We start from the raw sequence: 17,834 nt of genomic DNA on the forward strand, positions 1-17,834 counted from the left end.
GGGTTCCGGGAGGGGAAAGGCGTCCGGCGCCCCTCGGTCAGAACGAGGAAGAAGGGGCCGCCGAAATCTGTTATCGCTAACATTTTTCATCGCAGATCTCCCCGGTCTGTTCCTGCGGGCGCGCTGTCGCGGAGTACATCCGACTGTCCGGCCGGGCGTCAACGAGTCGCGAACCCCGTTGACCCGGGCGTGCCGCCGAAACGCTTCCCTGTCTGTGTTTTCGTGCGCCGGGAGCTAACATTTCGGGGCCCGCGCATGTGAAAATTTCACAGAAGTCACCGCTTGGCAAGCATCGGGCCCAGGTTGAGGCCAGGCGGTGCCCCGACCGGCTTTACGGTGCCGATGATGTGTTAGCGCAAACAGATTTCACCGCCCGCATCCCGTCCAGCCGGTTCGGAACCATGTTCTTGACCGACCCCGGCGGCCGCGTCCGTATCATCTCGGCATGGTGCTGAACCCGGAGCCACGGCTCGGCCGGCGGGCGGTGCTCCTGGCCGCCGGAGGGCTGCTCGTCGGTTGCTCCCGGCGGCCCGAGGCCGACAGGGTCCACCTGCGCCTGGCCACCGGTCCGGCCGGCGCGGTGTACCGCCGCATCGGCGGCGCGCTGGCCGAGCACATCTCCGAGCAGGTGCCGGGGGCGACGGTGACCACCGTGCCGAGCGGGGCGTCCACCGACAACATCCGGATGCTGCGGGCCGGTGAGGTGCACCTCGGGCTGACCAGCCTGGATGCGCTGATCACGACCGACGGCAGCGCGCCCGGAGGGCTCTCGGCGATATGCAGGCTCTACGACAGCCACCTGCATCTCGTGGTCATGGCCGGTTCGGCGATCGAGGAGTTCCGGGACCTCAAGGGTAAGCGCGTGTCCCTCGGCGCCCACGACTCGGGCACCGAGTTCACGTCGCTGCGGGCTCTGGAGCACGGTGGGGTGAAGGCCGACGGTCAATACCTCAGCCAGGCCGAGTCGGCGGCGGCGCTGCGCGACGGCGAGATCGACGCGATGTTCTCCCTGACCGGCGTCCCGACACCCGCCATCACGGAGCTGGCACGGCGGCACCCGATCCGGCTGATCCCGCTGGACGCGCAGGCGGACGTGCTCTTCACCGCGTTCCCGGGTTCCTACGCCCCGGCCACGATCCCCGCGACCGCCTACGCCGGTGTCCCGGCCACCCCCAGCGTCGCCGTCCCGAACCTGCTCCTCGTACGCGACGACCTGCCCGGTGACCTGGTCCGCGCCATCACCGACACGATCTTCACGCACACCGGCACGATCACCTCCGCCGGTCGCGACGACACGGAAGCCGTTCCCGAGGCGTGGCAGATCAACGTGCGTACCGGGATCTCCACCGCGTCGGTCCCGCTCCACCCGGGCGCGGCCGCCTGGTTCCGCGACCGCAAGCGCTGACCCGGGGAAGCCTCACGCCTGTGACGGGGCCGGGAGTCTCGGGGTTCTGTGACGGAGCCGAAAAGCCTTGGGTCTGTGACGGGGCCGGGAGTCTCAGGGGCTGGGAGGGAGTCGAAAGCCTCACGTCTGTGGCGGGGTTCGAATGTCTCAGACCTGCGAAGGTTCCACGGTGCCGGACGATGACGCCGCTCGCGGAACGACCGGCAGCCTGACCACCGCGGCGAATCCGTGCCCGGACCCGTCCGGGCGTGGCAGGCCGTCCTCCAGCCGCAGCTCGCCCCCGGCCGCCCCGACCAGGTCGGCGCAGATCGCCAGCCCCAGGCCGGTCCCGGACACGTTCTGGTGCCGTGGCGACCGCCAGAACCGTCGTAGCGCCTGGGCCCGCTCGGACTCGTCGATCCCCTGGCCGTCGTCGCGGACGGCGATGACGACCACGTCTCCGGCCGCGGACGTGTCGCCGGGGCCGGTGCCCGTGGCGGCACCGCCGGGGCCGGTGCCCGCCGTGACGTTTCGGGGACCGGCGCTCGCCGTGACGGGACCGGCGTTCGTGCCGCCGGAGACGAGCCAGGCGGCGGTGTTCGTGCCTCCCGAGGCGACCCGGGCGGCGTTCACACCTCCCGAGGCGACCCGGGCGGTCACCTCCACCGCCCGCGCGTCCGACAGCCGTAACGCGTTGCTGATCAGCTCGTCCAGGACGCTGCCCAGCCCGCCAGGAGGCTCCAGCAGGCGTAGCCCCGGCGGGACGTCGACCGTCAGTGTCTGTCCCGCCGTCGCCGTCAACGCCCGCCAGCGGTTCACCCGGGTTGCCAGCACCGCGTCGAGATCAACCGGCGACGCCGTCCGTATGCTCTCCATCCGCGCGCTGGCCTGCAGCGAGTTCAGCAGCCGCTGCATCGCCTTCAGCTCGTCGACGGCCATGTCGTACACCTGCCGCCCGTCGCCGCTCGCGCGCAGGTGCGGTTCCAGACTCTCCACGGCGAGCCGGAGGCTGGTCAGCGGGTTGCGCAGCTGGTGCGAGGCGTCGGACACGAACGCCCGCTGCCGCTGCACGGCGTTCTCGACCGCGTCCATCATGGTGTTGAACGACTCCGCCAGCCGCCGCAGCTCGACCGGGCCGGCCTCGGCGTCCGCCCGGATGGTGAGGTCGCCCCGGGAGATCCGCGAGCTCGCCGCGTCCAGCTCGCGCACCGGCCGCAGCACCCACGCCGACACCGGCCAGGCGACGGCCACCAGCGCGACCAGCGGCAGCAGCCCGAGCGCGGCGAGCTGGGCCCATCGCACGAGGATGCGGTAGCGCGTCTTCGACAGGTCGGAGATCGTCACGACGGTGCCGACGACCTCGCTGTCCCGGCCCACCGGCTCCGCGACCACGAGCGCGGAGTCGTCCCACGGCGCCCATTCCCCGGACGGCTCCGACCTCGCCCCGGCCAGCGCCGCGGTCACGATCCGGGGCAGCGCGGGCTCGGCCCCCGCCGCCCGCTGGTAGGCGCCGGCCGGTCCGAGCAGCACCGTGCCCGAGGTGTCGATCACCGCGGCCGGGATGCCGTACAGCTCGTGGTAATGCGCCAGCTCGCGGTGGAGCGCCTCGGTCCGGCCGGTCGACAGCGCGGTCTCGGCCAGCGACGCGAACCGGCCGACGTCGTTGAGCCGGTCGACGTAGGTCTCCTGCATCTCCCGTTCGGCCACGGTGACGCTGAGCGGCACCCCGAGCGCCGCGACGAGCAGCACCGCGAGGGGCACCAGGACGGCGAGCAGGCGACGGTGCACGGCGTGTCAGCCGATCAGCTCCGGCTGGTCGGCCAGGAGCCGATAGCCGACCCCGTGGACCGTGCGGATGAGCACGGCCGGTCCGATCTTGTTCCGTAACGCCGCGATGTGGGTGTCGAGGGTGCGGCTCGACGACTCCCAGGTCGCGCCCCAGATCTGGTCGAGGATGACGTCGCGGCTCACCACGTTCGGCGCCCGCCGGGCCAGCAGCAGGAGCAGCTCGAACTCCTTGCGGGTCAGCGTCACGGGCGTGCCGTCGACGGTGACCTCGCGGGTGCCGACGACGATCCGCATCGGGCCGAGGACGAGCGACTCGTCCGGATGGTTCAGGGAGCGGGCGACCCGGGTGCGCCGCAGGACGGCGTCGATCCGGGCGAGCAGTTCCGGGATGCCGAACGGCTTCACGATGTAGTCGTCCGCGCCGGCGCGCAGGCCGCGGACGCGCTCGTGCTCCTCGGAGCGCGCCGTCACGGCGATGACGGCGGTCTCCGGGCGGTCGCGCAGCCTGCGGATCACGTCGAGCCCGTCGCCGTCGGGCAGGCCCAGGTCGACGAGGACGACGTCGGAGGGGGCGGCCCGCACCGCCTCCGCGGCGGTGGCGATGCGGTGGACCTCGAAGCCCGCCTGGGCGAGGACGGTCACCAGTCCCCGCGCCACGCGGTCGTCATCCTCGATGATGGTGATCCGCATACCGGCGGATTGTACGGCCACCACCGGCGCTTGGTCAGCCCTCTGCTTCCTGCAATTTCTCCGGCATTCATCGCATTCTTAAGATCTCTCTGACATTCATCACATTCTTGGGATTTCTCTGACACCATCCGCGTCCTCGCCAGCCGAAACTGATGCCGCGCACTCACCGAACCAGCGCGCGTGCGCAGAAAGAGGAGGCAGCGACATGAGAACGACCAGCAGCTACCGGGCCGTCGGACGGATGGTCGCCGCGATCGGTGTCGTCTCGCTTGTCGCCGCCTGCTCGGGTAACGGGGGCGCCCCCGGCGCGGGCGCCACCGGCGCGAGCGGCGCCGGGGGCTACCCCGACAAGAACATCACGTTCGTCGTGCCGTTCAGCGCGGGCGGCCCGACGGACACCGTCACCCGCATGATCGCCGAGCCGATGGCCGCCAAGCTCGGCGCCAAGGTCGTCGTCCAGAACGCCGAGGGCGCGGGCGGCACGATCGGCGCGGGCGAGGTCGCGCGGGCCGACCCCGACGGCTACACCGTGCTCATGCACCACATCGGCATGTCGACGGCGCCCGCCCTCTACCAGAACCTGAGCTACAAGCCGCTGGAGAGCTTCGAGACGGTCGGGCTCGTCACCGAGGTGCCGATGACGATCGTCGCCCGCAAGGACTTCGCGCCCGCGACCCTCCAGGACCTCGTGACCCACGTGAAGGCGAACGCGGGCAAGGTCACGCTGGCCAACGCCGGCATCGGCGCCGCGTCCCACCTGTGCGGCCTGCTGTTCCAGTCCGCCACGGGGGTCAAGCTCCAGGAGGTCCCGTACGAGGGCACCGGCCCCGCGCTGACCGACCTCGTCGGCGGCCAGGTCGACTTCATGTGCGACCAGACGACCAACACCAGCGGCCAGATCTCCGCGGGCGAGGTGAAGGCGTACGCGGTCACCACGCCCGAGCGCGTGAAGAGCCTGCCCGACCTGCCCACCACGACCGAGGCCGGGCTGCCCCAGCTCCAGGTCAGCGTGTGGCACGGCCTCTACGTCCCGAAGGGCACGCCGCCGGACGTCGTGCAGAAGCTGTCCGACGCGCTGAAGGTGGCGCTGGCCGACAAGGGGGTCGTCGACCAGATGGCCAAGCTCGGCACCGCGCCGGTCGCGGCCGAGGACGCGACCTCGCAGGCGCACCGGGCCAAGCTGGAGGAGCAGCTCGGCACCTGGGCGAAGGTCATCGCCGACGCGGGCGTCAGGGCCTCCTGAGGTGGAGCGTCGCCGGTCCCTCCCCGACGTCCTCGCCGGGGGAGTCTTCGTCCTGATCGGCGGCGCGTTCGCGGTGGGGGCGCTCGGCTACGAGCTGGGCACCCCGCTGCGGATGGGCCCCGGAGCCTTCCCGCTGCTGGTCGGCGCGATCGTGGCCGCCCTGGGCCTGGCGATCGTCGTCAAGGGGCTCGTCGCCGGCGAGGTGATCGAGTTCGGGCCGATCCCCTGGCGCGCGGTCGGCGCCATCGTGCTCGCGGTCCTGTTCTTCGGGCTCACCGTCCGGGGCCTCGGGTTCGTCCCGACGTCGGTGGTGACCGCCCTGCTCACCGCGCTGGCCAGCTCGCGCGTACGGCCGCTCACGGCCGTCGCCGTGGCCGCCGGGCTCACCGCGGCCGCCACGCTCATCTTCGTCGTCGGACTTCAGCTGCGCATCCCGCTCCTGGGCCCGTGGCTGGGATTCTGACGCGGCATCCGGATTGAGGCATGGAACTTCTCGACAACCTCGTACTGGGCCTCTCGACCGCCCTCCTGCTCCAGAACGTCCTCTACTGCTTCGTGGGGGTGCTGCTCGGGACGGCGGTCGGCGTGCTGCCCGGCATCGGGCCGACGGCGACGGTGGCGATGCTGCTGCCGATCACCTTCAGCTTCGAGCCGGTGACGGCGCTGATCATGCTGGCCGGCATCTACTACGGCGCGCAGTACGGCGGCTCGACGACCGCCATCCTGATCAACCTGCCCGGTGAGTCGTCGGCGGCGGTCACCGCGCTGGACGGGCACGAGATGGCCAGGCAGGGCCGGGCCGGGGCGGCGCTGGCCGCCGCCGCGATCGGGTCCTTCTTCGCGGGCACGGTGGCCACGGTCGTGCTGGCCGTCGCCGCCCCGCCGCTGGCCCGCGTCGCGCTGAACTTCGGCGCGCCCGAGTACTTCTCGCTGGTGCTGCTCGGCCTGATCGTGTCGATCGCGCTGGCGCGCGGCGCGACGCTCAAGGCACTGGCGATGATCGCGCTCGGCGTGCTGTTCGGCACGGTCGGCCAGGACCTCTACACCGGCACCCCCCGGTTCGTGTTCGACCAGCGCGAGCTGTACGGCGGCATCGACTTCGTGTCGGTCGCCGTCGGCATGTTCGGGGTGGCCGAGATCCTGCGCAACCTGGAGAACGAGCAGACCCGCACGGCGATCGTCGACAAGGTGAAGAACCTCTGGCCGACCCGCGAGGACCGGCGCCGGATCGTCGGCCCGATCCTGCGCGGTACCGGCCTCGGCGCCGCGCTCGGCATCCTGCCCGGCGGTGGCCACGTGCTCGCCTCGTTCACCTCCTACGCCGTCGAGAAGCGGATCTCGAAGCGGCGGCAGGAGTTCGGGCGCGGCGCGATCGAGGGCGTCGCCGGTCCCGAGTCGGCGAACAACGCCGCCGCGCAGACGTCGTTCATCCCGCTGCTCACCCTGGGACTGCCCGCCCACCCGGTGATGGCGCTGATGGTCGGCGCGTTCATCGTCCACGGGATCACCCCCGGCCCGAACGTCATCGTCGACGAACCGGCGCTGTTCTGGGGCCTGATCGCGTCGATGTGGATCGGCAACGTGCTGCTCGTGCTGCTGAACCTGCCGCTGATCGGGCTGTGGGTGCGCATGCTGCGCATCCCGTACCAGGTGCTGTTCCCGATGATCATCCTGTTCGCCGCGATCGGCACGTACTCCCTGGAGTTCAACGCCTACGACGTCTACGCGATCGTTTTCTTCGGGATCCTGGGCTACGTCCTGATCAAGTGCGGGTGCGAGCCGGCGCCGCTGCTGCTCGGGTTCGTCCTCGGACCCCTGCTGGAGGAGAACCTGCGGCGGGCGCTCATCATCTCCCGCGGCGACGCGACGGTCTTCCTGACCAGGCCGATCTCCGCGGTGCTCCTGGCCGTGGCGGTGGCGGCGCTCGTCGTCACGGTCCTGCCGGCGGTCCGCAGGCGTCGCGAGGTCGTGTTCACCGAGGAGGACTAGAGGTCCTCGACGAGCCGACCTCGCCACGCCGGACCGCCGGACACGCTTCGGGCGGGTCCGGTGGATTCACCGGTAACCGGTGGGACGGGTGTGGCCGCCCACCTGTTCCGCCTGCTCGCGAGCCTGGTCGTGAGCCTGGTCGCCCGTCTGGTGGGCGGCCTCCGTGGCGGTCTCCTTCACCTGCTGGGCGGCCTGCTGGGCCGCCTCCTTGGCCTCCTGGCCGAGGGTCTGGGCCGACTCCCGCACCGCCTGCTTGACCGGCTGGATCACCCCGTCGGCCTGCCGCACGAGCTGCTCCGCGGCGCGCTCCTCGGTCTCGGTCCGGGGAACGAGGGCGGACGCCAGCAACCCGGCCCCCAGAGCGATCATCCCGGCGGCCAGCGGGTTGCCCTGCGCGCCGTGCATCGCCCGCCGCGGCGCGTTGTGCACCGCCTCGGCGGCCTGGTGGGCACCGTGCCTGACGGTGCCGGCGGTGTCGGAGGCGACCCCACGGACGGTGTCCGCGGTGCCGGAGGCCGTGTCACGCACGCTGCCCGCGGCGTGTGCGGCCTGCCGGCCGACCGCGTGGGCGGCGTGGGACGGGGTCCCCATCACCCGCTCGCGCACCGACCGCAGGCGCCGGCGCACGGTGGCGGTACGGCGCCGTGCGATCCGCGCCGGGCTGGTGCGGTCGGCCAGCCGCTCCACGTCCATGGCCAGTTCGGCCCTGGTGGTGTCGATCTCGGCTCTTATCTCGTCAGGTCCCGTGCCCATCGCGCGTCCTCCTTGAGTGTTTCGACGGTACGTTCCGGTGTGGGGTCCACCCGGCGCATCCGGGTGCGCCCGGTCGTGTACAGGATCGCGCCGGCCACCGCCCAGACGGCGGCGACGACGAGCGCGGCCCAGCCCAGGTCCATGACGTTGCCCAGGCCGAACACGACGGCCAGCGTCACCAGGACGGCGACCATGTATCCGGCGAACCCCGCGCCGCCGAGCAGCCCGGCGGCCTTGCCGGCCTTGCCCGTCTCCTGGCGGACCTCGGCCTTGGCCAGCCGCAGCTCCTGGCGGACCAGGGTGGACAGGTCCTCGCCGATCTCCCCGACCAGCTGCCCCAGCGACGGCTCCCGCGCCCCGGGGCTGAGCTGGGTCATCGGATCTCACCGCCCGGGTTTCCCGGCGTGGCCGGGGTGCCGAAACCGTCGTACTCCTCCGGCGGTCCCTGCGCCGTGACCGGTCGCGTGCGGTACGGCTCGGCCGACGACGGCGGCGGCGGCATGGGCTGCTCCGGTATCGGCGGCATCGTGGCCGCCGGGCCGGGAGCCGGGACGTCCGGCGCGTACGAGCCGTCGCCTCCGGTGCCGGGAGAGCCCCTGGAGGTGGTGCCCCCCGAGGCCTTGGCGATCCGGCCGATGAGGAAACCGGCGGCCGCGACGCCGGCCAGGAAGGCCCCGGGGCGGCGGCGCGCGAAGTTCTGGATCTCCTGGGCGACCCCGTTCAGACCGTTCTGGTCCAGATAGTCGGCCGCCCGCCGCCCCTGGTCGGCGACCTGCCGCACCACTCCGGAGACCTGCGAGTCGGGCTCGGCTCCCTCGCCCATCGAGGCCAGGTCGTCGGCCCACCGGCGGATCCCCTGGGCCGCGCGCCGGCTCTGCTGCCGGGTCTGGTCACCGACCCGGTCCCGCAGCTGATCGACCACATGGTGAGTCTGCTGTCTGGCCTCACCGGCCATCGCCTGGGCCTGCCCCTTGGCGGTGCCGACCATCTCCCCGACGGCGGATCCGGTCTGCTGAGGGGTGTTCCGGGACTCCTGATCGTGACCTGAGCGCTCTTCCGTTCCGTTCGGATACTCACTCATCGATGCCTCCAGAAGTTGCGAATCTTCGACTGAGGCTCCAGTTCCCCCGTATGCCGACCCATTCGCAAAACGCCCAGAAGTTACCAAAACATCTATAAACCCCCGAAAGCTTGACCTTCTGTCTGCCTTCCGGTGTCGCGGGATGTTTTCGGGTGCTCAGCCTTGCCGCGGGCCGGTGCCCGCTCCGGGGCGGGGAAAGCGCGCCCGCCGTCCAGGAGCGGGCGGCTCCGTCACGACGAGGGCGCGAGCGCGGGCAGGGCGAGGTGCTCGCGGAGCGTCGTCCCCTCGTACGCGGTGCGGTAGGCGCCGCGCTCCTGCAGTTCCGGCACCAGCTTGTCGACGATGTCCTCCAGCGACGACGGGACCAGGTGCGGGATGATGTTGAAACCGTCGACCGCGCGGGTGCGGACGTAGTGCGTCCACTCGTCGGCGACCTGCGACGGCGTGCCCACGAACGAGCGGTGCTCGGGTGTGACGCGGCGTACGAGCTCCACGATCGACAGGTTCTCCGCCGCGGCCTGCTCGCGCCACCGGGCGATGAGCGCGAGCTTGCCGGTGCGCCGCTCGATCGGGATCGTGCCGCGCGACGGGTCGAGCTCCGCCTCGCCGGGCTCGATGCCGGGCAGCGGGCCGTGCGGGTCGTAGGCGGACAGGTCGGTGCCCCAGTACTGCTCCAGGAAAGCGATCGCCCGCGCAGGGGAGATCTGCTCGCCGCGCACCCACTCGGCGCGCTCCCTGGCCTCCTCGGGCGTGTCGCCGAGGATCACCGAGGTGCCGGGCAGGATCCGCAGCGAGTCGGGCGAGCGGCCGTGGCGCGCCAGCCTGGCGCGCAGGTCCGCGGCGTAGGCGACCGCCTTGTCGTACTCGGTGTTGGCGGAGAACACGACGTCGGCGTGCCGCGCCGCGAGCTCGCGCCCGCCGTCCGAGTCCCCGGCCTGAAACAGCACCGGGCGGCCCTGCCCGCCGGCCGGAACGGTGGCGCGTGCGCGCAGCCGGACCAGGCCGGTGTCCCGCTCGACGTCGCGGATCGCCCCGGGCCGCGCCCAGGACTTGGCCTCGCCCGACCCGGCGACGGCGTCCGGCTCCCAGGACGCCCACAGCTCCTTCGCGGCCTCGACGAACTCCGTGGCCCGCTCGTAGCGCCGCTCGTGCGGGAGCCAGCCGCCGTGGCGGAAGTTGGCGCCGGTCCAGGCGTTGTCGGTGGTGACGATGTTCCAGCCGGCCCGCCCGCCGGAGAGCAGGTCGAGGCTGGCCAGGCGGCGCGCGAGGTCGGCGGGGAAGTTGTACGTGGTGTTCTGGGTGGCGACGAGCCCGATGCGCTCGGTGACGGCGGCGAGCGCGGCCAGCTGCGTGATCGCGTCGGGACGTCCGGCGACGTCGAGGTCGTAGACGCGGCCCCGGTTCTCGCGCACGCGCAGGCCCTCGCCGAGGAAGAAGGCGTCGAAGAGCCCCCGCTCCAGCAGCCGCGCCAGCCCCGAGAAGGTCTCGAAGGCGACGTGCGGGGCGGCGGACGGGCCGGTCCAGATGAGTTGCGGGCCGACCCCGGTGTAGAACACGCCGAGGTGCACCTGGGCGGCCGGGTCGTACGGGGCCCCGGCCGGGCCGGCCGATGTGGTGGTGGTCATGGTCGCGTCACCTCAGGCGGTCGTGCTCGCCGGGGCGGCGAGGCGGTTGGCGAAGCGGTCGGCGAAGCGGTTGGCGGGGCGGGACAGGCCCAGTGTGGAGCGCAGGGTGGCGCCGGGCTCGGGCGCCCGGTGCAGCCCGGTCGCCGCGAGCGCCGGAAGCACCTGCCCGGCGAGCACCGGCAGGTCGGCGGCGAGCACCGCGGGATGCAGCCGCACCCCGTCGACGCCCGGCGCCAGGGACCGGAGCAGATCCACGAGCCCGCGCGCGGGCCCGGCGTACCGCAGCCGTCCCGAGTCCGGCCACGGCGTGGCCGCGTCCAGGGCGGCGAGCCGCCGCTCCCCGGGCTCGCCGGCGTCGAGGACCACCTCCACCTCGGCGAAGGCGAGCGCCGCGCCGGAGTCCCTGGCCCGCTCGGCCCGCCGGGCGAGCGCGCCGGCGTCGGGCCCGCCGACGAGCACGACGTCGGCGTGGGCGTCGATCTCCAGCTCGGCCGGGGCGAGCACGACGACCTGCCCCTGCGGCGGGCGCGGGGTGATGAGCGGCCCGGTCACCGAGAAGGTGGCTCCGGCGAAGTTCACGTGGTGAACGCGGTCGGGGTCGAGGTAGCGGCCGGTGGCGACGTCCTTGATCACCGCGTCGTCCTGCCAGGAGTCCCACAGCAGGCGCGCGACGTCGACGACGTCGGCGGTCTCACGCCGTACGGCGTCACCGGCCGGCGTGTCCGCCCCGATCGTCGCGAGATCGTCGGCGTCGTGCGCCGCGCCGACCACCCAGCCCGCGCGGCCCCGGCTGGCGTGGTCGAGGCTCGCCAGCTGGGTGGCGAGGTGGAACGGCTCGGTCGTGGTCACGTGCAGGGTGGGTGCCAGCCCGATCCGGCCGGTCAGCGGCGCGGCGAACGCGGCACGGGTGCCCGCCTCCAGCCGTCCGGCGGAGTCCAGCCCGCGGCTCGGCGGCACCGGCGCGTCGGCGAAGGTCGCCAGCGCGAAGCCCGCGTCCTCCGCCGCGCCGACGGCACCGCGCAACGCGGCGGCGGTCAGGACGTCCCCGGGCGGGCGGCCGCTGTGGCGCCAGGCGGCCGGGTGGGCGCCGTCCCCGTCCAGGTCGACGGCGAGCAACAGGGTGCGGTGGTCGTCGCTCATCGGTCGGCTCTCCTCTCTCGCGGGGTTCTCGGAGGCACGGCCTCGGAGGGATCTCGGAGTAATTACCTCTATTATTGGTAGGGATACTCTAAAAAGCCAGTCCGTTCTCGCCTCAAGCGCCGGAATCCCGGCCCGCGGGGGCCTCCGTCGCGATCCGGGCGTCGGGAGGCGGGCCGCCCGGCCGCCCGCGCGGTCCCGGGAGCGAGACGAGCAGCGCGAAGGCGGCGACGCCCGCGCAGGTGAGGACCGCGTACCAGTAGGCCAGGCGGTGCCCGGACGCGCCCGCGGAGGAGCCGTGCAGGTAGATGCCCGACACCGCCGAGATGCAGACCGCGGCCGCGATGCGCTGGGACATCTGCAGGATGCTCCCCGCCACCCCGGCCGCCTCCGCGGGCGCGTGCTGGAGGACCGACGCCTGGAGGGGGGAGATGACGAGCCCCGAGGCGGCGCCCGCGCACAAGCCGCACAGCGCCAGCAGGACGGGCAGGTGGGGTCTTGGGGCCAGCAGGCCGACCAGGCCGCTCACCAGCATGAGGCCCGCCGACAGCGCGACCCCCACCGAGACGGTGTACCGGCCGAACCGCCGGGCCGCGCGCCAGGCCAGCGCGGAACTGACCACCATCGACAGCGCCGAGGGCAGCGTGACGGCGGCGGCCACGAGGGCCGACAGCCCGAGGCCCTCCTGCAGGAACATCACCAGGACCAGCGAGAACGCCAGCCCGGAGCCGAAGGACCCCATCGCCACCACGGTGCCCGCCGCGAACGGGGCCGACCGCGCCAGCGCCGGATGCACCAGTGGGCGGCGTCCCGACCGCGCGTAGTGGTGCTGCCACAGCAAGAACGACACGGCCAGGACGCCCACGACGGGAAGCCAGAGGAGTCCGGTCGCGCCGGGTGAGGGCTGGACGAACGGCAGCATCAGCGACAGGGTCAGGCCGCCCACCAGCAGCAGCCCCACCGCGTCGAGGTCGGCGGAGCCCGCCCGGGGCCGCGCGGGAGGCAGGTGGCGCGCCGCGAGCGCCAGCGTGACCACGCCGAACGGTACGGCGAGGAGGAGGACGAGCCGCCATCCGATGTCAGGGCCGAAGGCCGCGATGACGGCGCCGCCCAGCGGCGGCCCGAGCCCGCTCGCCACGCCGCCCGTCACCGCGTACAGGCCGAGGGCCCGCGTCCTGGCGTGCCCGGTGAACGTGTCCTGCATCGTGCCGATCATCTGGGAGTTGACCAGGCCGCCGCCGAGCCCCTGGAGCAGGCGCGCCGCGACGAGCGCCCAGGGGTGGTGGGACGCCCCGGCCAGCGCGGCACCCGCGGTGAAGACCGCCATCCCCGCGAGGAAGAACGGCCTGCGGCCCCGGACGTCGCCGAGCCGGCCGCCGGGGATGAGGGCGAGGCCGAAGGCCAGGGAGTATCCGGCCACCATCCACTGCACCTGGGTGGCGTCCGCGCCCAACGAGCCGCGCAGCGCCGGGATGGCGACGTTCAGGACGGAGTTGTCGAGCAGCGTGGTGAACCCGCCGAGTGCGCAGACCACGAGCACGCGGCGCCCGGCGGCGTCGAAGCCGCTGGTCACGGGCCGGTCCGGGCGGCGGTGCCGCCGGCGGCCCTCCACCCGCTCGGCCCGGCCGCGCGCCCGGATGGTCCCACCGGGTGACCGGCCATGCGACGCCCCCTGTAATTACCTGTATTACCAGTAGGGAAACTTAGTATTTATTCGCCCATCAGGCAACGCGCCGATCGCCGGGAGGGGGTGCCGGGTGAGGCCGGCGTGGTGCCGGACGGGGTCAGCGGGGGGCCGCGAGGACGTCGCGGAGCACGTCCTCCAGGGTGACGCGGGCCAGCTCGCGTCGCAGGGTCTCCTCGATGCCCTCGTAGATGCCGCGCATCGCGGGCTGGATGCCGTACCCCACCACGCACTCCTGGTTCGGGGCGGCGCGGTGCATCGCGAAGAGCGGGCCGGGCTCCACCGCCTCGTACACGTCGAGCAGGGTCATCGACTCCAGGTCGCGCGCCAGCGACCAGCCCGCGCCCGCGCCCCGCCGGGACTCCACGAGCCCCGCCTCGCGCAGCTCGCCGAGCAGCCGCCTGATCACCACGGGGTTGGTGTTCGCGCTGCTCGCGATCTGCTCCGAGGTCGCGACCTCGTGACCCTGGCGCTGGTAGAGGCTGATCCAGGCCAGCGCGTGGGCGGCGATGGTCAACCTGCTGTTGGCGCTCATCAATCCTCTTCTCCTGGCCGCGCCGTTGCATGGTACGGCGGCCCAGTCGTAACAGCAAATGTTGCGACCATGCTGTCGTAACCATTAGCGTTACGACCATCGGGTGGATCGATCAGTGAGGTGGGAAGAATGGACAAGCCGCTCAAGGGCAAGGTCGCCCTGGTCACCGGGGGTTCGCGCGGACTGGGAGCCGCGACCGTACGGCTGCTGGCCGAGCAGGGCGCTGACGTCGCGTTCACCTATGTCAGCTCCGAGGAACGGGCGCGGGCCGTCGTCGAGGAGGTGCGCGGCAAGGGAGTCAAGGTCGTCGCCCTCAGGTCCGACCAGGCGGACACGAGCGGGGCGCAGGCGCTGATCGACGACGTGGTCGCGCACTTCGGCGGCCTGGACATCCTCGTCAACAACGCGGCGATCTCGGTGAGCCACAGGGTGGACGACCCGGACGCCGACACCGCCGCGCTGGACCGAATGCACGCCACCAACTACCTCGGCGTGATCGCCGTCATCCGGGCCGCCTCCCGGGTGCTGCGCGAGGGGGGCCGGATCATCACGGTGAGTTCCGGGCTGGGCTCCCGGGTCGGGCTCCCGGGCCTCGCCGACTACTCGGCGACCAAGTCGGGGGTCGAGAGATACACCATGGGCGTCGCGCGGGACCTCGGGCCCCGGGGCATCACGGCCAACGTCGTGGAGGCCGGGCTGATGGAGAGCGGGATGGAGCCGCCGGACGCGGAGACCCTCAAGGCCCTGGTCAGCTCGCTGTCCCTGCAGCGCATGGGCCACCCCGACGAGATCGCCGTGGCGATCGCCTTCCTGGCGAGCCCCGCCGCGTCGTACGTCACGGGGGCGGTGCTGGACGCCCACGGCGGCTACAACGCCTGAACCGGGCGGACCCCCGACGGCTCAGGAGCGGTCGTGGCGCAGGACCGTCCGCCGGCCGTCGCCCGGGGTGGTCACGATGAGACGGCTCGCCATCGCGGTGACGTCCTCCTTCGTGAGGCTCGCCCCCATGGTCGTGGCCTCGTCGTACGTCTCCGGCGAGAGGGCGGCGCGCACGACGGCCACGTTGCGGGGGCCGTCCAGCGGGTCCATGAGCTCGGGGGAGTAGCCCACCCGGGAGCCGATGGCCGAGACAGCGCCGAGCAGCACCGCGCCGTCCACCCCCCGGCCGGCCATGCCGAGCGCTCCGGCGAGCACGTGGGCGCAGGCCAGCCAGGAGGTCACGTCCTGTACGCGGTCGAGGTGCACGACCAGGCGGGCCGCCTGCTGCACGGCCCGGCCGGCGTCGCCCGTGTCCATGGCGACCTTCGCCCCGATCCAGCCCGAGGAGCAGTACGCCCAGTCGTGGCCGCAGGCCTCGGCGATGTCGGCGGCCTGCACGAGCTGCCCGGCGGCGAGCAGCGGATCGCCCGCCACCCTGGTGATCTGCCCGCGCACCATCATCAGCTCGGCCTCGATCCAGGACAGCCCCGTCGCCCGCACCCGCGCCCAGCCCTCTGCGAGGGTGAGCTGCGCCTTGTCCGGGTCGCCGCTGAGCTGGAGGAAGTACGCCCGGTAGGGCAGGCCCCGGGCCATCACCTCGATGTCGCCGGTGGCCTCGGCCTCCCGCAGCGCCAGCTCGACGTCGTCGTTCCCGGCGAACGGATCGCCCGCCAGGTAGCGGAGCAGCGCCCGCCCGATCAGCGCCTGCCCCCGCCCGGGGTGGCCGGCGCCCGCGCGGTCGAGGGCCTCGGACAGCCGCGCGATGCCCTCGTGCACGTTGCCGTTGCGGTACCAGAACCACGACAGCGCGCCGGCGAGGCGCAGCGCGGAGTCCCCGTCGCCCGTGGCCAGGGCGTGGCCGAGCGCGGCCCGGGTGTTCGCCTGCTCGTACCGGAGCCTGCGCAGCCACAGTTCCCCGTCGAAGGTGCGCAGGCGCCGGCCGGCCGTCTCGGCCAGCTCCACCGTCCACGCGAGATGGCGGCCCGCCCAGCGGGCCCGCTCGTCGCCGGACAGGGCGCGCAGGGCGTACTGCCGGATGGTCTCCAGCATCCGGTAGCGCCGGGGCGCGGCGGAGCCGTCCACGGTGACCAGCGACTTGGCGACGAGGCCGCCCAGCCTGTGCAGCACCTCCGGGGACCCCGCCATCCGCTCGGCCGCCTCCAGGTCGAACCCGCCCTCGAAGAGGCTCAGGCAGCCGAGCAGTTCCCTCTCCGGCGGGGTGAGCAGGCGCACGCTCGACGCGATCACCGCCTCCAGGCTCCGATGGCGCTCGGGGGCGGTACGGGAGCCGGTGGCCAGCAGCGCGAACCGGTCGTCGAGCCCGTCCGCGATCTGTTCGAGGGACAGCACCCGGGTCTGGGCCGCCGCGAGCTCGACCGCCAGGGGGAGGCCGTCCAGCTCCCGGCAGATCCGGGAGATCAGCTCACGCTCGTCGTGGCGCGGCCGGCGGCCGGGACGTGCCGGGAGAGAACGTTCCAGGAAGAGCTCGACGGCCGCCCCGTCGGGATCCAGCGGCGGCAGGTCCCAGGTCGCCTCCCCCGTGACGGCCAGCGGTTCCCGGCTCGTGGCGAGCAGCCGCAGGCCGGGGCAGCGGGACAGCAACGTCTCGGCCAGCGGCGCGACCGCGTCGACCAGGTGCTCGCAGTTGTCGAGGACCAGCAGCGTCTCCCGGTCGCCGATCGACGCGGCGAGATGGTCGGTGCCGCTCGTGGTGGCCGCGCCCATCGCCGCGCCGATCGCGACCGGCAGCAGTTCCGCGTCCGTCACGTCCGCGAGGAGGGCGAGCCACGGGCCGTCCTCGTCCTCGTCCCCGTCCCCGTCCCCGATCCGGTACCCCCGGGCGGCCTCCAGGGCCACGCGGCTCTTGCCGGTGCCGCCGGGGCCGGCGATCGTCACCAGCCGGTGCGCGGCGAGCAGGTCCCTCACCGCGTCCACGGCGTCGTCACGCCCGATGAGCCGGGTGAGCGGCACCGGAAGCCGGGGGCGGACGGGCTCTCTCGGCTCGGGACGCTCGGCGGCCGTCGCGGCCTTCTCCGGGGGGTGCGGGGCCAGGGCGGGGTCCTGCCGGAGGATCGCCGCCTCCACGGCGCGCAGCGAGGGGCCGGGGTCCACGCCGAGCTCCTCGATCAGCCGCTCGCGTGCCGTGCGGAGGGTGGCCAGCGCGTCCGCCTGCCGCCCGTTCCGGTACAGGGCGAGCGCGAGCAGTTCCCAGGACCGCTCCGCCAGGGGGTGCTCGCGGACCAGCGACTCCAGCTCGCCGACGGCCTGGACGTCCGCGCCCGTCGCGAGGCGGGCCGCCGCGTGATCCTGGCGCGCGGTCAGCCGGGCGTTCTCCAGGCGGGCGATCTCGGCACCCGCCACGTCGGTGTCGCCGAGGTCGGCGTACGCGGGACCGTGCCAGAGCGCGAGCGCGGCCGCGAGGCTCTCCGCCGCCGCCGACGGGTCGTCGCTCAGCAGTCTCGCGCCGCGCTCCGCCAGGGCGGCGAAGCGCTCCGAGTCCACCGATTCCGGCCTGACGCGCAGGACGTACCCCGGCCCCTGCCGGTCGAGGAGGCCGGTGGCGGTACGGGGAGGCCGGTCCGGTTCCAGGACCCTTCTCAGCTTGGTGATGTACGAGTACAGGGTGGCGACGCCGCTGGCCGGGGCATTCTCCCCCCACACCGCGTCGACGAGGCGGTCGCTCGTCACCATCTTGCCCTGCGCGATGAGCAGGGTCGCGACGAGGGCCTTGACGCGGGGGCCTCCGAGGTCGAGCCGTTCCCCGTCGCGGGTCACCGTCAGCGGACCCAGGACGGAGAAGTGAAGCCCGGATGGTTCAGCGCTCACCTGACAGCCCGCCCTCTTCGCCACCACCTCCGCCCGAATACGGACTTATCGCGATTATGCCCCAAAATCACAATAAGGACAGAGCGTTCCTCGCCGGGGGACGCGGGCGCCGGAGAGCGCC

General features: G+C 73.2%; 15 protein-coding genes. 5 read left to right on the forward strand and 10 right to left on the reverse strand.

Features of this window, described 5'->3' with window-relative positions; translation table 11 throughout:
- Positions 1 to 445 precede the first annotated feature (445 nt).
- Complete coding sequence (locus ACFYWM_RS19750; protein ID WP_389916610.1) at positions 446 to 1,405, forward strand: TAXI family TRAP transporter solute-binding subunit; 960 nt, start codon at positions 446 to 448, stop codon at positions 1,403 to 1,405.
- Between the two features lie 147 nt (positions 1,406 to 1,552).
- On the opposite strand, the gene ACFYWM_RS19755 is transcribed toward ACFYWM_RS19750, so the two are convergent.
- Positions 1,553 to 3,172 carry an ATP-binding protein gene (locus ACFYWM_RS19755; RefSeq protein WP_389916612.1) on the reverse strand — a complete coding sequence of 540 codons (1,620 nt, stop codon included), beginning with the start codon at positions 3,170 to 3,172 and terminating at the stop codon, positions 1,553 to 1,555.
- Positions 3,173 to 3,178: 6 nt separating this feature from the next.
- Positions 3,179 to 3,862: a response regulator transcription factor gene (locus tag ACFYWM_RS19760; protein WP_389916614.1), complete on the reverse strand. Its 684-nt coding sequence runs from the start codon at positions 3,860 to 3,862 to the stop codon at positions 3,179 to 3,181.
- Positions 3,863 to 4,067: 205 nt separating this feature from the next.
- Here ACFYWM_RS19760 and ACFYWM_RS19765 point away from each other — a divergent pair, with 205 nt between their 5' ends.
- From ACFYWM_RS19765 to ACFYWM_RS19775, 3 genes are read left to right on the forward strand one after another with little or no spacing between them, the layout of a single operon-like run.
- The gene (locus ACFYWM_RS19765) at positions 4,068 to 5,105 is read left to right on the forward strand and encodes a tripartite tricarboxylate transporter substrate-binding protein (protein ID WP_389916616.1); all 1,038 of its coding nucleotides are present in this window, start codon (positions 4,068 to 4,070) and stop codon (positions 5,103 to 5,105) included.
- A 1-nt stretch (position 5,106) separates the two neighbouring features.
- Positions 5,107 to 5,568 carry a tripartite tricarboxylate transporter TctB family protein gene (locus ACFYWM_RS19770; RefSeq protein WP_389916618.1) on the forward strand — a complete coding sequence of 154 codons (462 nt, stop codon included), beginning with the start codon at positions 5,107 to 5,109 and terminating at the stop codon, positions 5,566 to 5,568.
- 20 nt (positions 5,569 to 5,588) lie between these two features.
- Complete coding sequence (locus ACFYWM_RS19775) at positions 5,589 to 7,094, forward strand: tripartite tricarboxylate transporter permease (protein WP_389916620.1); 1,506 nt, start codon at positions 5,589 to 5,591, stop codon at positions 7,092 to 7,094.
- 66 nt (positions 7,095 to 7,160) lie between these two features.
- Here ACFYWM_RS19775 and ACFYWM_RS19780 read toward each other — a convergent pair whose 3' ends face one another.
- From ACFYWM_RS19780 to ACFYWM_RS19810, 7 genes are all read right to left on the reverse strand, one after another.
- Positions 7,161 to 7,847 carry a DUF3618 domain-containing protein gene (locus ACFYWM_RS19780; RefSeq protein WP_389916622.1) on the reverse strand — a complete coding sequence of 229 codons (687 nt, stop codon included), beginning with the start codon at positions 7,845 to 7,847 and terminating at the stop codon, positions 7,161 to 7,163.
- Positions 7,823 to 8,224, reverse strand: coding sequence for a phage holin family protein (locus ACFYWM_RS19785; protein ID WP_389916624.1), 402 nt, complete (start codon positions 8,222 to 8,224; stop codon positions 7,823 to 7,825). Before ACFYWM_RS19785 ends, ACFYWM_RS19780 begins: the two co-directional genes overlap by 25 nt.
- Positions 8,221 to 8,928, reverse strand: a complete 708-nt coding sequence (locus ACFYWM_RS19790; RefSeq protein WP_389916626.1) for a hypothetical protein — start codon at positions 8,926 to 8,928, stop codon at positions 8,221 to 8,223. The genes ACFYWM_RS19785 and ACFYWM_RS19790 overlap by 4 nt, the downstream gene beginning before the upstream one ends.
- Before the next feature lie 230 nt (positions 8,929 to 9,158).
- Entirely contained in the window at positions 9,159 to 10,553 is a 1,395-nt protein-coding gene (locus tag ACFYWM_RS19795; RefSeq protein ID WP_389916628.1) for an NtaA/DmoA family FMN-dependent monooxygenase, read from the reverse strand.
- Positions 10,554 to 10,565: 12 nt separating this feature from the next.
- Positions 10,566 to 11,693, reverse strand: a complete 1,128-nt coding sequence (locus tag ACFYWM_RS19800) for an LLM class flavin-dependent oxidoreductase (protein WP_389916630.1) — start codon at positions 11,691 to 11,693, stop codon at positions 10,566 to 10,568.
- Between the two features lie 112 nt (positions 11,694 to 11,805).
- Complete coding sequence (locus ACFYWM_RS19805) at positions 11,806 to 13,263, reverse strand: MFS transporter (protein WP_389916632.1); 1,458 nt, start codon at positions 13,261 to 13,263, stop codon at positions 11,806 to 11,808.
- 211 nt (positions 13,264 to 13,474) lie between these two features.
- On the reverse strand, positions 13,475 to 13,909 hold the full coding sequence (locus tag ACFYWM_RS19810) for an Rrf2 family transcriptional regulator (RefSeq protein WP_389916634.1): 435 nt from the start codon (positions 13,907 to 13,909) through the stop codon (positions 13,475 to 13,477).
- A gap of 129 nt (positions 13,910 to 14,038) precedes the next feature.
- Here ACFYWM_RS19810 and ACFYWM_RS19815 point away from each other — a divergent pair, with 129 nt between their 5' ends.
- Positions 14,039 to 14,788 (forward strand): SDR family NAD(P)-dependent oxidoreductase, encoded by a 750-nt coding sequence (locus tag ACFYWM_RS19815; protein ID WP_389916636.1) that lies wholly within the window; start codon positions 14,039 to 14,041, stop codon positions 14,786 to 14,788.
- A gap of 21 nt (positions 14,789 to 14,809) precedes the next feature.
- Here the strand turns inward: ACFYWM_RS19815 and ACFYWM_RS19820 are convergent, their stop codons facing one another.
- Complete coding sequence (locus tag ACFYWM_RS19820) at positions 14,810 to 17,713, reverse strand: BTAD domain-containing putative transcriptional regulator (protein ID WP_389916638.1); 2,904 nt, start codon at positions 17,711 to 17,713, stop codon at positions 14,810 to 14,812.
- Positions 17,714 to 17,834: the final 121 nt, after the last annotated feature.

It is taken from the genome of Streptosporangium sp. NPDC002721, from assembly GCF_042888905.1.
Lineage (GTDB): Bacteria > Actinomycetota > Actinomycetes > Streptosporangiales > Streptosporangiaceae > Streptosporangium.

Excerpts from the sequence above, each read along its gene's own strand:
- ACFYWM_RS19785 (WP_389916624.1), bottom strand. The coding sequence starts at position 8,224 with ATGACCCAGCTCAGCCCCGGGGCGCGGGAGCCGTCGCTGGGGCAGCTG.
- ACFYWM_RS19765 (WP_389916616.1), top strand. The coding sequence starts at position 4,068 with ATGAGAACGACCAGCAGCTACCGGGCCGTCGGACGGATGGTCGCCGCG.
- ACFYWM_RS19790 (WP_389916626.1), bottom strand. The coding sequence starts at position 8,928 with ATGAGTGAGTATCCGAACGGAACGGAAGAGCGCTCAGGTCACGATCAG.
- ACFYWM_RS19795 (WP_389916628.1), bottom strand. The coding sequence starts at position 10,553 with ATGACCACCACCACATCGGCCGGCCCGGCCGGGGCCCCGTACGACCCG.
- ACFYWM_RS19775 (WP_389916620.1), top strand. The coding sequence starts at position 5,589 with ATGGAACTTCTCGACAACCTCGTACTGGGCCTCTCGACCGCCCTCCTG.
- ACFYWM_RS19800 (WP_389916630.1), bottom strand. The coding sequence starts at position 11,693 with ATGAGCGACGACCACCGCACCCTGTTGCTCGCCGTCGACCTGGACGGG.
- ACFYWM_RS19810 (WP_389916634.1), bottom strand. The coding sequence starts at position 13,909 with ATGAGCGCCAACAGCAGGTTGACCATCGCCGCCCACGCGCTGGCCTGG.
- ACFYWM_RS19815 (WP_389916636.1), top strand. The coding sequence starts at position 14,039 with ATGGACAAGCCGCTCAAGGGCAAGGTCGCCCTGGTCACCGGGGGTTCG.
- ACFYWM_RS19750 (WP_389916610.1), top strand. The coding sequence starts at position 446 with ATGGTGCTGAACCCGGAGCCACGGCTCGGCCGGCGGGCGGTGCTCCTG.
- ACFYWM_RS19780 (WP_389916622.1), bottom strand. The coding sequence starts at position 7,847 with ATGGGCACGGGACCTGACGAGATAAGAGCCGAGATCGACACCACCAGG.
- ACFYWM_RS19760 (WP_389916614.1), bottom strand. The coding sequence starts at position 3,862 with ATGCGGATCACCATCATCGAGGATGACGACCGCGTGGCGCGGGGACTG.